Here is a 14568-nt window from a genome sequence, read left to right as displayed (position 1 = left end):
GGCGGTTACACCGCCGCGGTCGCCACCACCTGCGCCAGCAGCTGCTCGCGCCGCGCCTGCGAGCGTTGGCCCTTCATCGTCGCGGCGAAGCGTTCGAGGATGCCATCCTCGAAGGCCGTGACGATGGTGTCGTGGACGTAGCTCTTGCGGCAGATCGCCGGCGTGTTGGAGAGCTGGTCGGCCGCGGCACGGATCGCATCCAGCACCTGCTTCTTGCGGCCGCGCTGGCTGGTCGCCGGCGTGATCCGCGACAGCGATTCCACGACGACGGCGGAGGCCATCAGCGTGCGGAAATCCTTCAGCGAGATCTTGATGCCGGCGATCTCGCGCAAGAACGCATTCACCTGCGTGGTGTTGACTGCGCGGACGATGCCGTAGGCATCCCGGTACTGGAACATGCGCTTGCCGGGAACGCCGTGCAAAATGCCGATGGCGCGCACCAGCTTGGCCGCGTCGCACTCCTTCCGCACTGCCTTGCCACCTTTCGCCTTGAAGGTCAGCACCAAGCTGTCGTCTTCCAGCGTGACGTTGGACTTCAGCAGCGTGGTGGCGCCGCGGGTGCCGTTGAGGCGGGCGTAGGATTCATTGCCGGGACGGATCGCGGTGCGCGCGATCAGCTCGATCACGGCCGAGAGCGCGAATTCGCGCGTCGGCTCGTCGCCTGACAGGAATGCCGAAACCTTGCGCCGGATCTTTGGCAGCGCACCGACGAGCTTCTCCAGGCGATGCGCCTTGCGATGCTCGCGGACCTTCTCCCAATCGGCGTGATAGCGGTATTGCAGCCGGCCCGCGGCATCGCGTCCCACCGCCTGGAGATGCGAGCTCGGATCGGCCGAGTAGCGCACCTCGCGATAGGCCGGCGGCACTGCCATGGCGTGCAGGCGGCGGATGGTGCGGGCGTCGCGTATATGCGCGCCGTTGGGGCGGACGAAGGAATAGCCCTTGCCGCGCCGGATGCGGCGGATGGTCAGCTCGTTCTGGTCGCCGAGCCGCAGGCCGAGCTCCCTGGCGAGGGCCTCGACCGTCGCCGCCGGCGCCTTGTCGAAGACCTTTTTCGGGCTGGGACGGCCGGAACCGGCTGGTTTCGGCCATTGTCCGAGGGCCTTGGCCAGCGCAATGGCAGCAGGATCGGCTGAAGCGGGCCGCATCGTCCCGAGATTCTGCTGATCCATCATAGCCTTATGCCTTAGCCCTGTTTGTTGTCGGTCAATGCCGCCGTTCTGATTTTTGTTCCAAGGGTCGCCTGGAAGGTCTCTTGGGACCCGGGTTAGCCACTTAGGGTGTTCCGAACCGCATTGCGAGTCCCGAATCAGTGACGGACGGTTTCTAAATACCGCCTGCGACGCATGGGCGCCCTGCACGGGCCTGTTCCGGAGATTTGGGTAAAGAGCCAAAAGCACCTGCCTGGGGGCTATTTCAGGTTTGCGACAGCCGACCCGCGGAGCTTGATTCTCCGCATGGCGGATCGCTCGCCGAAGGTCCAGCTTGTGCGGCTTGTCGGGGCCGGTTAGGCGGACGCATAATCGGTTCAACGATCAGGTCGGCTTGCCAGTCGCATGAGTTCGGCTTGCCGTAGGTGGAGGGAAACATGTCCGAGAAGATCTACGACGTCCCTGCGGAGTGGGCCAAGCGCGCCTGGATCGACCAGGCCAAGTACAAGGAGATGTACGCCCGCTCGATCTCGGACCCGAACCATTTTTGGGCCGAGCAGGCCAAGCGCATCGACTGGATGAAGGCACCGACAAAAATCGAGAACGTCTCGTTCGCGCCGGGCAACATCTCAATCAAATGGTTCGAGGACGGCATCCTCAACGTCGCCCATAATTGCATCGACCGGCATCTTCACAAGCGCGCCAACCAGACCGCGATCATCTGGGAAGGCGACGATCCCTCGCAATCCCGGCACATCACCTATAAGGAGCTGCATGACGAGGTCTGCCGGATGGCCAACATCCTGCGCACCCGCAACGTCAAGAAAGGCGACCGCGTCACCATCTACCTGCCGATGATTCCGGAAGCGGCCTACGCGATGCTGGCCTGCGCGCGCATCGGCGCGATCCACTCCGTGGTGTTCGCCGGCTTCTCGCCGGACAGCCTCGCCCAGCGCATCAATGACTGCCAGTCCAAGGTCATCATCACCGCGGACGAAGGCCTGCGCGGCGGCAAGAAGGTGCCGCTGAAGGCCAATGTCGACGCGGCACTGGCCAAGACCGACGGCGTCGACTGGGTCGTCGTGGTCAAGCGCACCGGCGGCAAGATCGACATGAACCCGACACGCGACCTCTGGTATCACGAGGCCGCCGCGATGGTGACGACGGAATGCCCGGCCGAGCACATGCACGCCGAGGATCCGCTGTTCATCCTCTACACCTCGGGCTCGACCGGCCAGCCCAAAGGCGTGCTGCACACTTCGGGCGGCTATCTCGTGTTCGCCGCGATGACGCATCAATACGTCTTCGACTATCACGACGGCGACATCTACTGGTGCACCGCCGACGTCGGCTGGGTCACCGGCCACAGCTACATTCTCTACGGACCGCTGGCGAACGGCGCGACCACGCTGATGTTCGAAGGCGTGCCGAACTATCCTGATAATTCGCGGTTCTGGCAGGTCATCGACAAGCACAAGGTCAACATCTTCTACACCGCGCCGACCGCGATCCGCGCCTTGATGCAGGCCGGCGACGAGCCCGTGAAGAAGACCTCGCGCGCCTCGCTCCGACTGCTCGGCTCGGTCGGCGAGCCGATCAACCCGGAGGCCTGGGAGTGGTATCACCGCGTCGTCGGCGACGACCGCTGCCCGATCGTCGACACCTGGTGGCAGACCGAGACTGGCGGCATTTTGATCACGCCGCTGCCGGGCGCGATCAAGCTCAAGCCGGGCTCGGCGACGCAGCCGTTCTTCGGCGTGGTGCCTGAAATCGTCGATGCCGACGGCAAGGTGCTGGAAGGCGAGACCACTGGGAATCTCTGCCTCACTCGCTCCTGGCCGGGACAGATGCGCACCGTCTATGGCGATCACGCCCGTTTCGAGCAGACCTATTTCTCGACCTACAAGGGCAAGTATTTTACCGGCGACGGCTGCCGGCGCGATGCCGACGGCTATTACTGGATCACCGGCCGCGTCGACGACGTCATCAACGTCTCCGGCCACCGCATGGGCACCGCGGAGGTCGAGAGCGCGCTGGTAGCGCATGAGAAGGTCTCGGAAGCCGCCGTCGTAGGCTTCCCGCACGACATCAAGGGCCAGGGCATCTACGCCTATGTCACCCTGATGGCGGGGGTCGAGCCGACCGACGATCTGCGCAAGGAGCTCGTCGCCTGGGTGCGCAAGGAGATCGGCCCGATCGCCTCGCCCGACCAGATCCAGTTCGCCCCTAGCCTGCCCAAGACCCGCTCCGGCAAGATCATGCGCCGCATCCTGCGCAAGATCGCCGAGGACGAACCGGGCAGCTTGGGGGACACCTCGACCCTGGCCGATCCCGCCGTGGTCGACGACCTCGTCAAGAACCGGCAGAACAGGAAGTCGGCGTAACGCACTGCCGTGCCCCGGACGCAGCGCAGCGCGCACTTCGCGGTGCGCTGCTGAGCCGGGGCCCATCGGTCCAACGTCACCCTTTGCGAGGTGGGTCCCGGCTCTGCGGAGCAGCGTTACACGCTGCACCGCGTCCGGGACATGAGACCAACTGCAGCTCGGAATGACGGCGGTTCACATCCTCACGCTCTTGTCAGCGCGCAGAATGTCGCGCGTGCATCTTTCCCGCCTAGTGTTGTTTTCAGGTCATTTACTTTATTTCGAACATTTCCTTTGTTTCCCCTGCTGGCGGGCCCTCGGCGGCCGTGCGTGGAAACCATCCGGTTAACGGGCGCGGTTAGGAATGTCTGGGCAAGCTGGCGATTGCCGGTTTTGCATGGATTTCGACGATCCGTTCGGGGGCGAGGGAAAATTCGATGTCGATGAGGATTGCTGTGGCGCTGGCCGCCACCATCGGGGCTGGGGTCTTGATGTCGACGGCGGCCGAGGCGCGGCCGGAAATGGTGGGGGCGCACCTCGCCGACTATTCGCCGGGCACCATCGTGGTCAAGACCAGCGAGCGGCGACTCTATTTCATCCTCGATAGCGGCCACGCGGTGCGCTACCCGGTCGGCGTCGGCAAATCCGGCAAGCAGTGGGCCGGCACCACCCGCATTGACGGCAAATACCGCAACCCGGCCTGGGCGCCACCCGCCGAGGTGAAGCGCGACAAGCCCAACATACCGGACGTCATCCCGGGCGGCTCGCCGCGCAATCCGATGGGCGTGGCGGCGATGACGCTTTCCGGCGGCGAATACGCGATCCACGGCACCAACGTGCCGGGCTCGATCGGCGGCTTCGTTTCTTATGGCTGCATCCGCATGCTCAACGACGACATTACCGATCTCTACGGCCGCGTCTCCGTCGGTACCACGGTGATCGTGACGCGCTGATCGAACAGAACAGGACAGACAACCAAAGCCGCGTCATCTGACGCGGCTTTTTTGTTACCAGAAACGCCAGCTGCGCGCGCACCAGCCGTCACGATGGCCGCCATCGTAGCTCCGCGCATAACCGCCGGCGAGCAACGCCGCCGAGACGTTGGCAGTTCGCCTGGTCGCAACGTCGGCGAGAACGCGGCCATATTTGTCGGGCCCGAGATTGGTGATCGTCACGCCGCCCTGGCCGAGCAGATCACGCAGCGCCCGGGCCGCGGCTTCGGCCTTGTCCAGCTCCTCCTGGCAGGCCGCCTTCAGCTCGGGCGCATCGATGCCGCGCAGCCGAACACGCACGACGAGATCGCGGCCGTCGCGCTGATGCAGGCGCGCGAGGAAGGTGTCGCCGTCGATGGTGCGAAGGACGTCGACCGCTTCGCGACTATCGGGACGGCCTGCCTGCCGGAGAACGATCTCGGCGTCCCGCCTGCGCTCGCCATCGGCGTGCAGGATGGGCCACATCGTCCCGTGACGGAAGGCAAGCACGACAGCCAGCGCGACGCCGGCCACGAACATCCACGGCAGCAGCCCGGAGAAGCGACGGCCGAACGGCGAGCCGCCGAACTGCGGCCGATAGGCATGGGGACGATCGTGGAAACGCATCGGGCCACGCTAGGACTGAGTCGGGGAAACCGGCAAGGCTTGAAACCGACAAGGCCTGAAACCGACAAGGCTTGGTCGCGCACCCGAGGAGACGAGTCGTCGCTTGGTCGCAAGCCGTTGGCCCGGATCGCTGTCTGCGAAAATTCGCACCTATGCGCGGCGCGCTATTCCAAGCGGTCTCCTACCGAGGCGAGAGGCATCGACGGATAAGGCAGCCACAACGCTCCCGTCATCGATTATTTCACCCGCTCTATGCGCGCTGCATCTCCGATCGAGTTGGTTTTACGCCAAGCTGCATCGAGCTTTACGACGAGCCGATCGCAAGCTTCGAGGGTGACGCCCGTGGCTAGGGTGCTCATATGCTCTGCCGTCCACAGCAGATGGCTGTCGGACCAGAGTTCTTGTGTCCAAAGGATGGCATTGCATAAGCCCGGCGCGACAAGGTCCAGGCTCAACTCGTTTGGATAAGGTGCCGCTTGCGCCTCAGCACCGTAATTAATGTCGGCAACCTGGCTTTCTCTGCTCAGTTTGCGGAATGCGCCGCGCAGATAACGATAACCTCCACTTCCCCACGATGGAGACCATTCGTAGTCAGCGCTGATGCGCGGGCGCGCCATCGTGTGCTGTAACTCCATGCGTGCCGTCTCGAACAGCGTCTTCAAGCTAAGCTGATACCGCCTTTCCATATCGGAAATGGTGCGGCGCAGATCGTCCAGTTCGGTACCGGCGTCGACACCGGGCCATTCACAAGCGACACCGGAATAGCGAACCCGGTCCGGTATGATTATGCAATTCGGCCTGCCGAATTGCTCGCGCAAAGCGTAAACAAGCGTTGAGCGAGCCTCGTCGACGATGAGATGATTCGTATAGACGAAGGCGATAATGGCATCGAAGCCGCCATTGAGCGTGTCGCGCGACTGGGTCGTGAGATCGCCTTCGACGAAGCGGATCTGGTTTGAAAGACCATTCTCCTCTGCCAGGGCGCGCGCGAGCTCCACGTTCTCGCGATCGATCGCAACGACCTCCGAAGCGCCCGCCTTCGCAGCCAGGAACGACATGAGCCCGGTACCGCAGCCGGCGTCGAGCACGCGCATTCCGGGTCGGATGAGCCGTTGGATGGCGCGTGCAACGGCCATGGTGCGGTCGACTCGTGCGAGCAGTCTGACATGAGTGATACTGGAGAACAGTGGGTTGTGAAAGGAATGGGCAGGTTTCGTGGCTTTCGACATCGGCGGAAGTCCGGATGTTATGGTTGAATTTCGCTCTCAATTCGGGTGTTAGCGTTGCTCTCGGGGACCGACGCTAAGCCGAAATTCTCACAACGCTAGCGACGGAAGATCCGGTGCCGGCGGTTCAGATCGCAAGTTTCAATCGTCTGCGTGAGTAGTTCCGACAGCTCGAGGGCGCGGTGTCTGGAACCGGTCGTCCGGCTCCGCTCAAGATTCTTTCACCTGCTCGTAGGCTATTGCTATCTTAGGATGTGTCAACGACATTCAATGCATGTACCCGTTTAAGTAGGTTCATGTCCGCCGTCGCAATGGCCCCCGGCACAGAGCACCGCTCAGCAAGTTACTGGTTCGGATCAGGGCATTGCGGCGGATGGTTTGCGTTTACGAACGTCAAATCCGCTCCACTAGCGTGGCGGATCAGAAGTTCGCCAAGCGGGTGCTGCGAAATGTGGGCGACTATCATCCCCGATGGCTCGCCGCGCGGCCGGATGGGCGCGGCCGCGACAAGCCTTGCCGAAGGCGAATGCGCGATTCACGTCACCAACAGGCCCGGATGGGTCGGCGACGATTGGCTGAAGCAACGCGACCCCGTAATTCTACTACCAGATGTGGCGATCTTTCCGTGCCTACTTTGCATAAAGTTGCAATTCGTTTACGCGAATTTCAATTTTTGGTTGCCAACTGGCCCGGGTAATTCTGGGACTGGGGTTCACGATGGCATCCTTCAAATTTCGTATCGGCACAAAGCTCGGCATCGTCTCAGCGATCAGCATTCTGCTGGTCGGTGGCATGCTGGTCAATCAGGCGCTGGGTAACCGGTCGATTGTGGCATCCAACGGCTTGTTGATTCTCAACTATCTCAACAAAGGCAATGCGCAGTCGGCGCAGACAGCGATAGCGCGCGCGGAGACAACCGCTCTCGAGATCGCGTCCGCGCAGTCGGTCGCAAGAATCGACGAGCTCCTTCAGGTTCTCCGCGCCAGGGTGACCGAAGCCGAGACAGAGATTGATGCCGCGCGCGATCGGGCCAAACAGCAATTTACAAAGGATGCCTACCAGGCGGCTCGGAACTCTGTGGATGCCTATCTGACCAGCGCCATCGAGCTTGCGGAGGCGCAAAAGCGCGTCATTGGCGCCGATGGAGGGGCCAAGGCCGAGGCGGAAGCGGCGAAGGCCCGCGTTCTTAACGAGCGTACGTTCCCGGCGGCAGGGCAAGTCAACACTGCCATCGATAAAGGAGTGGGCATCGCCAACGAATACGCGGCCAAGCGTAAGAGCCAGGTGCTGGAGGAATTGAATTCTACCGCGAATTTCGCGCTCATAGTCGGCGTGGCCGTCATGTTGACGTTAATCGGTTCCGCCGCATTTTCGGTGCTGAGCATTGCCCGCCCGGTCCGGCGCATTGGCGAAGTGCTGCTCGAACTGGCCAGCGGCAACAAGGCGGTCGAGATTCCCTTTATCGGCCGAGTTGACGAAATCGGCGACAACGCCCGTGCGGCGAACACCTTCAAGGAAAATCTGATCCGCATCGAACAAATGGAGGCGGCGCAGAAGGATTCCGAAGCGGCCGCCGCCGCGGCCCGCAAGGCCGCCATGCTCAAGTTGGCCGACGAGTTCCAGGCCGCGATCGGCGGCATCGTCAACACGGTGTCGTCGGCGTCCGCGCAGCTCGAAAGCGCCGCGAGCACCCTGACGTCCACGGCGGACAGCACAAAGCAGCTGGCCGGCATGGTCGCCGCCGCCTCCGAGGAGGCCTCCACCAATGTCGGCGCGGTCGCCGCCGCCACCGAGGAGATGAGCGCGTCCGTGGTCGAGATCGGGCGTCAGGTCCAGGACTCCAGCCGCATTGCCGGCGAAGCGGTGAAGCAGGCCGAAAAAACCGACGCCCGTATCACCGAACTGTCACAAGCGGCGAGCCGGATCGGCGATGTCGTGAAATTGATCACGGCGATCGCCGAGCAGACCAATCTGCTCGCGCTCAACGCCACCATCGAGGCCGCGCGTGCGGGCGACGCCGGCCGCGGCTTCGCCGTGGTCGCAAGCGAGGTCAAGGCACTCGCCGCACAGACCGCCAAGGCGACCGACGAGATTGCGACCCAGATTGCAGGCATGCAGGTCGCGACGCAGGAGTCGGTCAGTGCGATCAAGGAGATCAGCGACACGATCGGCCGGATCTCCGAGATCGCGCAAACCATCGCCGCGACGCTGGAAGAACAAGCCGGCGTGACGACGGAAATCGCGCGCAATGTCGGCGAGGCCGCCAAGGGCACGGTGGAGGTTGCCGACAAAATCACCGAAGTCAATCGCGGCACCAGCGCCACCGGCGCTGCGTCCGGACAGGTGCTGACGTCGGCGCGCTCGCTCTCCAGCGAGAGCGGACTCCTGAAAGCCGAGGTCGAAAAGTTCCTCGACACGGTGCGCGCGGCCTGATTTGCAGCGAAGCGGCGAGCTTCGCGTCGATGCTCGCTGCTCGCAACCCCGGTAAATCACGGGTTTGACGACAACCGAAAAACAACTGTAGGTAGGAGTCTCGAAAAGCGCGATCAACATCGCCAGCGGTATCTGTTCCAGGGAGTCCCAACATGAACAACAACCAGGCTTCCGCCGATTCCCTGCAACGAATGGCCGATCTGATACGCCAGCAGCATAGCTTGCTCGACACCATGCCGCTTTCGCCAGTTGGCGAATTCCAAACCAGAGCAGTCAGTCTCGGGACTTTGATGCAGGAAGTCACTGAGTGCCTTTCCGCAAGCTTTCGGCAGCGGCCGGCGGACGATTTTCCCATGCTGCATTTCGCATGGGGGAAATGCCGCGTTGGATCGACGGCGCTGACCAACCTGTTTGGCACGATGGGAATGCCCTCATACTACCAGCCGGTCAAAGCCATCCTGCGCGATGCAATGGTGGGCAGCTCATTGAGACCTTGGATCGTGCCCTCAGCCAGCATTAGCCCGAATATCTTCAGCAAGGAGACGATGGGGCCCTATGTGCTCGCGGAAAGTCTGTTCAATCCGCTACAGCTATTGATTGACGCGGGCTATCCGCGACACCGGCTCCATTGCATCATGCTCGATCGCGAACCGGCAAGTTCACTGGCGTCGTGGATCGAAAAATGGTCGGGCCGCGCTTCTGAAAAAACGCTGGTCCACAATTACGTCGCCGCCGCGCTCAACGCCGAGCGAGTGGAGAACTATGCCAGGCGACACGGCATTCCGGTCACCCGTTACGTGTATGAAGTGAGCAAGGAGCCCGTATCATCGGTGCGCATCCTCTTCGACCGGCTTGGTCTTTCAAACAGCTTTGCCGAAAAGGCGGTGACGTGCTGGCGGGAGACAGGACTGGAACAAGCGGAGAACGCACGAGTCATATGGCCCAGTGAGGCGACTATTTACGACGTCCCCAATCTGCATACCTCCGACACAGCCTACCGCTACCAGCGCCGCGCGACGTCCGCGCTGAGCCAAACGGTGCTGGACGTTCTTGAGCGTTGCGGCGTCAATGACGTCTATCGCGCTTCAGTCGCGGCCTGCGTTCGCGATCTCGACCTCACTCCGGCGATGTCGGCGAAGTTGTTTGGCGATTGGTTCGCTGCGGCCGCATGACCATGTTGGAAGTGCCCGCGACCGAGGCGCCAGCCGTCCCCGGCATGGCCGACGGCAAGCAGCTCCGTATCACCACCAGCCATCTGCAGCGGCTGGAAGCCGAGAGCATCTACATCCTGCGCGAGGCGGCCGCCGAGTTCCGCAAGCCGGTCATGCTCTACTCGATCGGCAAGGACTCCTCGGTGCTGCTGCATCTGGCGATGAAAGCGTTTCATCCCGGCAAGCCGCCGTTTCCGCTGCTGCATGTCGATACAACCTGGAAATTCCGCGAGATGATCGCGTTTCGCGACTGCCGCGCGCATGAGCTCGGCCTCGACCTGATCGTTCACACCAACAGTGACGGATTGAGCCAGGGCATCACCCCCTTCACCCACGGCTCGGCGCGCTACACCGACGTCATGAAGACGCAGGCGTTGCGGCAGGCGCTGGACCGCCACGGCTTCGACGCCGCGATCGGCGGCGCGCGGCGCGACGAGGAGAAGTCGCGCGCCAAGGAGCGCGTGTTCTCGCACCGGAGCGCGGCACATCGCTGGGATCCGAAGAACCAGCGGCCGGAGCTGTGGAGCCTGTACAACACGATGCTCGCGCCGGGCGAGAGCATGCGGGTGTTTCCGCTGTCGAACTGGACCGAGCTCGACATTTGGGACTACATCCTGGCCGAGAACATCCCGATCGTTCCGCTCTATCTGGCAGCAAAGCGCCCGGTGGTCGAGCGCGACGGCGCGCTGATCATGGTGGATGACGAACGGATGCCGCTGGGCCCGGAAGAAGCGCCGCGCTGGCGCTCCGTCAGGTTTCGTACCCTCGGCTGCTATCCCCTCACCGGTGCAACGATGTCGACGGCGGCAACCCTGCCGGAGATCGTGCGGGAGATGATGGCGTCACGCACCTCCGAACGGCAAGGACGCATGATCGACCGGGACAGCCCCGCATCGATGGAGCGCAAGAAGGCGGAGGGCTATTTCTGATGTCCTATCACGAGGCCCCCACGATCGCCACCGCCGGTGCGCCGCAGCTCGAGCACGATGATCGTCCGACGCTGCGCTTCGTCACCTGCGGCAGCGTCGACGATGGTAAGAGCACGCTGGTCGGCCGCCTGCTCTACGATTCCAAGACGCTGCTCGACGACCAGATCGAGGCGCTCGCGTCCGAGAGCAAGACCGCGGGCACCACCGGCGGCGATCTCGATTTCGCGCTGCTGGTCGACGGCTTGCAGGCCGAGCGCGAGCAGGGCATCACGATCGACGTCGCCTATCGGTTCTTCGCCACCAAGCTGCGCCGCTTCATCGTCGCCGACACGCCCGGGCATGCGCAGTACACCCGCAACATGGCGACCGGCGCCTCCAATGCCGATCTCGCCGTGGTGCTGGTCGATGCCCGCAAGGGCGTGATCACGCAGACCCGGCGCCACAGCCATATCCTGTCGCTGCTCGGCATCCGCCACGTCGTGCTCGCCGTGAACAAGATGGATCTGATCGGCTTCGGCGGCGACCGCTTCGCGGCGATCACCGCCGAATATCTGACGCTGGCCGGACAGCTCGGAATCTCCGAGGTCCAGTGCATCCCGGTCGTTGCGCCCGACGGCGACAACATCGTGGCCGCGAGCGCGCGCATGCCCTGGTACACCGGGCCGACCGTCACGTCGTATCTGGAATCGGTGGACGTATCCGGCGACCTTTCGCAGTGTCCGTTGCGCCTCCCGGTGCAATGGGTCAACCGACCGCATGCGGAGTTTCGCGGTTTTTGCGGACGGATCGCGAGCGGCACGATCGCGACCGGCGAAACCATCACCGTACAGCCGTCAGGCCGCCGCACGCGCGTCGCCCGCATTCTCGCAAGCGGCGGCGAGCGCGAGCGGGCCCTCGCGGGCGAATCGGTGACGCTGACATTGGCGGATGAGATCGACGTCAGCCGCGGCGACGTGCTGACGGCAGGAACGCCGCCGCAGGTTTCGGATCAGCTTGCCGCTCATCTCGTCTGGTTCGACGACAAATCCATGGTCGCGGGCCGGCGCTATTTGCTCAAATGCGGCACCGCCTCGACCGGCGCGGTGATCACGACGCTCAAGCACCGCATCGCCATCGACACCATGGCGCAGGAGAGCGCGACGACGCTCGACGCCAACGAGATCGGCTACGTCCATCTCAGCCTCGACCGGGCGCTGGTGTTCGAGGCCTATCGCGACCACCGCGACATGGGCAGCTTCATTCTCGTCGATCCGATCAGCCACCGCACGGCCGCCGCGGGAATGATCGACCTGTCGCTCTGCCGGGCCACCAATGTCCATTGGCAGCAGCTCGCGGTCGACAAGTCGGTGCGGGCGCGGCTGAAGCAGCAGCGGCCCTGCGTGCTCTGGTTCACGGGCCTGAGCGGTGCCGGCAAGTCCACGATCGCCGATCGCCTCGACCGGCGGCTTGCCGAACTAGGCCGCCATGCCGCCCTGCTCGACGGCGACAATCTCCGCCACGGCATCAACCGCGATCTCGGCTTTTCCAGCGCGGACAGGGTGGAGAACGTCAGGCGCGCCGCGGAGATCGCGGCCTTGTTCGTCGATGCCGGCATGATCGCGCTGGTGGCGCTGATCTCACCGTTCCGCAGCGAACGCGCGCTGGCGCGCCAGCGGGTCGAGCCGGGCGAGTTCATCGAGATCCATGCCGCGACCCCGCTCGCCGAATGCGAGCGTCGCGATCCCAAGGGGCTCTATCGCAAGGCACGGGCGGGAGAGCTGCTGGCCTTCACCGGTATCGACCATCCCTACGAGGCGCCGCAGGCGCCGGAGATCACCATCGACACCTCGGAAATGTCGACCGACGCAGCCTGCGAACGGATCATCCGCTACTTGCAGGAGCATCATTATCTGTAAATCTGTAACGGCTGGTCCGACCGGCCTTACGGCTCAAAAGTCGGAGGCGATGCCCTTGGTTTCCCAGTCGCCATAGCGGGTGGGCTCGGGTCCTTTCGGCCCCTGAAGCTCCTTCGGCCGCGCCTCGGCCTTGGCGGCCTGCCGGCGCGCCTCGGCTTCGGCCAGTGCGCGCTGGGCGGCCGGCGTGAGCTGCTTGCGATCGGGAACGGGAGGCTGGTCACTCATCGCCAAGCCTTCTAGCGCAGGACGGGCAACGGCGCGATATCCAATCACGCATTCCTGAAATCGGGCCCGGAGGGCTGAAAAAGCCGGAAGCGATTCTTACATTTGGCATATTCGCGTGCCAGAGACCGACTCCTCAAGGCATGCGCCGATTACGGCGGAACTGCCGCTTGCTCAGAACCTTGCTTCCGCATGCCGTCTCAACGTTTCGCCCCTCCGTCCGAAGTGCCAGGTCTTGCGGCGCGGCGGATCGCCGCCGACATCGTCGACGGTGTCCTGCACAAGCACCGCACGCTCGACGACCAGCTCGACGGCAGTGGCGCCCATCCCGGGCTGAAGGCGCTGGCCGACCGCGACCGCGCGCTGATGCGGCGCCTGGTCGCCACCGTGCTGCGCCGGCTCGGCACGCTCGGTCATGTGCTGTCCCGCTTGCTCGACAAGGGCATTCCCTCCGACGCGCCGCGCGCGCAGAGCGCGCTGCTGATCGGCGCTGCGCAGATCCTCTGGATGGACGTGCCCGATCACGCCGCGGTCGATCTCTCCGTTCGCCTCGTGCAATCCGACCGGCGCGCTGCGCGGTATGCCGGCCTCGTGAATGCCGTGCTGCGCCGCTGTGCGCGCGAGGGCAAGGCGCTGGTCGAGGAAGTCGCGACGCAATCGCTGGACCTGCCGCCCTGGCTGCTGGCGCGCTGGAGCGCGCATTATGGCGAGGCGACCGCAAGGGACATGGCGCTGGCGCTCGGCCACGAGCCCTCGCTCGATCTCACCGTGAAATCTGATGCCGCGCAATGGGCGAACCGCCTGCACGGCGAGACGCTGCCGACCGGCACGGTGCGGATGCTGCTGCACGGGTCGGTGACCATGCTGCCGGGCTTTGCCGAAGGACAGTGGTGGGTGCAGGACGCCGCCGCCGCGTTGCCGGCCCGCCTGTTCGGCGACATCGAGGGCAAATCCATTGCCGACCTCTGCGCCGCCCCCGGCGGCAAGACCGCACAGCTGGCGCTATCAGGCGCGCATGTCACGGCGATCGACCGCTCGCCCGCCCGGGTGGCGCGTCTGCGCGAAAACCTGACGCGGCTGTCGCTCCAAGCCGAGACCGTCGTCGCCGACGCCGTGGAATGGGCCGGCCCGAATGAGAGTTTCGACGGCATCCTGATCGATGCGCCCTGCACCTCGACCGGCACGATCCGCCGTCATCCCGACGTCGCCTGGCTCCGGCAGGAATCCGACATCGCCGCGCTGACCGCGCTCCAGCAGCGGCTGCTGAAGAAATCCGTCTCGTTGCTGAAGCCGGGCGGGATGCTGATCTATTGCACCTGTTCGCTGGAACCCGAGGAGGGCGAGCAGGCGATCGCCACCCTGCTCCAGTCCGAGGCCGGCCTGCGCCGCGTGTCGATCGCGGCGTCCGAGGTGTCGGGACTGAGCGAGATCGTCACCGCCGACGGCGACCTGCGCACCTTGCCCAGCCATCTGCCGAACCCCGATCCCAAGCTCGGCGGGCTCGATGGATTTTACGCGGCCCGACTCGTTAAATCCTGAT

The 14568-nt window shown here is 64.1% G+C and carries 11 protein-coding genes; 7 read left to right on the top strand and 4 right to left on the bottom strand.

Translation table 11 applies throughout. From position 1 onward, the window contains the following. Positions 1-5: 5 nt before the first annotated feature. Positions 6-1175, bottom strand: coding sequence for a DNA topoisomerase IB (locus JJB99_RS01745; RefSeq protein ID WP_200497106.1), 1170 nt, complete (start codon positions 1173-1175; stop codon positions 6-8). A 413-nt stretch (positions 1176-1588) separates the two neighbouring features. Between JJB99_RS01745 and acs the strand changes: the two genes are divergently transcribed. Together acs and JJB99_RS01735 are read left to right on the top strand one after the other, a co-directional pair. Further along, positions 1589-3535: an acetate--CoA ligase gene (gene acs / locus JJB99_RS01740; protein ID WP_200497105.1), complete on the top strand. Its 1947-nt coding sequence runs from the start codon at positions 1589-1591 to the stop codon at positions 3533-3535. Positions 3536-3951: 416 nt separating this feature from the next. Further along, a complete protein-coding gene (locus tag JJB99_RS01735; RefSeq protein ID WP_200497104.1) occupies positions 3952-4467 on the top strand; it encodes a L,D-transpeptidase in 516 nt (171 codons plus the stop codon). Positions 4468-4521: 54 nt separating this feature from the next. Here the strand turns inward: JJB99_RS01735 and JJB99_RS01730 are convergent, their stop codons facing one another. Continuing rightward, a complete protein-coding gene (locus tag JJB99_RS01730) occupies positions 4522-5112 on the bottom strand; it encodes a thermonuclease family protein (protein WP_200497103.1) in 591 nt (196 codons plus the stop codon). Positions 5113-5348: 236 nt separating this feature from the next. After that, positions 5349-6341, bottom strand: a complete 993-nt coding sequence (locus tag JJB99_RS01725) for a methyltransferase domain-containing protein (RefSeq protein WP_200497102.1) — start codon at positions 6339-6341, stop codon at positions 5349-5351. A 789-nt stretch (positions 6342-7130) separates the two neighbouring features. Here JJB99_RS01725 and JJB99_RS01720 point away from each other — a divergent pair. From JJB99_RS01720 to cysC, 4 genes are all read left to right on the top strand, one after another. Next, a complete protein-coding gene (locus tag JJB99_RS01720; RefSeq protein ID WP_433995746.1) occupies positions 7131-8771 on the top strand; it encodes a methyl-accepting chemotaxis protein in 1641 nt (546 codons plus the stop codon). A gap of 152 nt (positions 8772-8923) precedes the next feature. After that, the gene (locus JJB99_RS01715; RefSeq protein WP_200497100.1) at positions 8924-9943 is read left to right on the top strand and encodes a sulfotransferase family protein; all 1020 of its coding nucleotides are present in this window, start codon (positions 8924-8926) and stop codon (positions 9941-9943) included. Positions 9944-9987: 44 nt separating this feature from the next. Beyond that, positions 9988-10911, top strand: coding sequence for a sulfate adenylyltransferase subunit CysD (gene cysD, locus JJB99_RS01710; protein WP_246775360.1), 924 nt, complete (start codon positions 9988-9990; stop codon positions 10909-10911). Further along, positions 10911-12806 carry an adenylyl-sulfate kinase gene (gene cysC / locus JJB99_RS01705; RefSeq protein ID WP_200497098.1) on the top strand — a complete coding sequence of 632 codons (1896 nt, stop codon included), beginning with the start codon at positions 10911-10913 and terminating at the stop codon, positions 12804-12806. The genes cysD and cysC overlap by 1 nt, the downstream gene beginning before the upstream one ends. 33 nt (positions 12807-12839) lie before the next feature. On the opposite strand, the gene JJB99_RS01700 is transcribed toward cysC, so the two are convergent. After that, positions 12840-13031 carry a DUF1674 domain-containing protein gene (locus JJB99_RS01700; RefSeq protein ID WP_200497097.1) on the bottom strand — a complete coding sequence of 64 codons (192 nt, stop codon included), beginning with the start codon at positions 13029-13031 and terminating at the stop codon, positions 12840-12842. A gap of 189 nt (positions 13032-13220) precedes the next feature. On the opposite strand from JJB99_RS01700, the gene JJB99_RS01695 reads away from it, so the two are divergent. After that, positions 13221-14567 (top strand): RsmB/NOP family class I SAM-dependent RNA methyltransferase, encoded by a 1347-nt coding sequence (locus tag JJB99_RS01695; protein WP_200497096.1) that lies wholly within the window; start codon positions 13221-13223, stop codon positions 14565-14567. The last annotated feature ends 1 nt before the right edge of the window (position 14568 follow it).

Origin of the sequence: Bradyrhizobium diazoefficiens (assembly GCF_016616235.1) — a bacterium.
Classification (GTDB): Bacteria; Pseudomonadota; Alphaproteobacteria; order Rhizobiales; family Xanthobacteraceae; genus Bradyrhizobium; species Bradyrhizobium diazoefficiens_H.
Note: the sequence above shows the minus strand (reverse complement) of the source record. Positions and strands in the feature narration are given on the sequence as shown.

What these genes read in the sequence shown, in the direction of transcription:
- JJB99_RS01745 (WP_200497106.1), bottom strand. Translation starts at nt 1,175, where the DNA reads ATGATGGATCAGCAGAATCTCGGGACGATGCGGCCCGCTTCAGCCGAT.
- acs (WP_200497105.1), top strand. Translation starts at nt 1,589, where the DNA reads ATGTCCGAGAAGATCTACGACGTCCCTGCGGAGTGGGCCAAGCGCGCC.
- JJB99_RS01735 (WP_200497104.1), top strand. Translation starts at nt 3,952, where the DNA reads ATGTCGATGAGGATTGCTGTGGCGCTGGCCGCCACCATCGGGGCTGGG.
- JJB99_RS01730 (WP_200497103.1), bottom strand. Translation starts at nt 5,112, where the DNA reads ATGCGTTTCCACGATCGTCCCCATGCCTATCGGCCGCAGTTCGGCGGC.
- JJB99_RS01725 (WP_200497102.1), bottom strand. Translation starts at nt 6,341, where the DNA reads ATGTCGAAAGCCACGAAACCTGCCCATTCCTTTCACAACCCACTGTTC.
- JJB99_RS01720 (WP_433995746.1), top strand. Translation starts at nt 7,131, where the DNA reads ATGCTGGTCAATCAGGCGCTGGGTAACCGGTCGATTGTGGCATCCAAC.
- JJB99_RS01715 (WP_200497100.1), top strand. Translation starts at nt 8,924, where the DNA reads ATGAACAACAACCAGGCTTCCGCCGATTCCCTGCAACGAATGGCCGAT.
- cysD (WP_246775360.1), top strand. Translation starts at nt 9,988, where the DNA reads ATGGCCGACGGCAAGCAGCTCCGTATCACCACCAGCCATCTGCAGCGG.
- cysC (WP_200497098.1), top strand. Translation starts at nt 10,911, where the DNA reads ATGTCCTATCACGAGGCCCCCACGATCGCCACCGCCGGTGCGCCGCAG.
- JJB99_RS01700 (WP_200497097.1), bottom strand. Translation starts at nt 13,031, where the DNA reads ATGAGTGACCAGCCTCCCGTTCCCGATCGCAAGCAGCTCACGCCGGCC.
- JJB99_RS01695 (WP_200497096.1), top strand. Translation starts at nt 13,221, where the DNA reads ATGCCGTCTCAACGTTTCGCCCCTCCGTCCGAAGTGCCAGGTCTTGCG.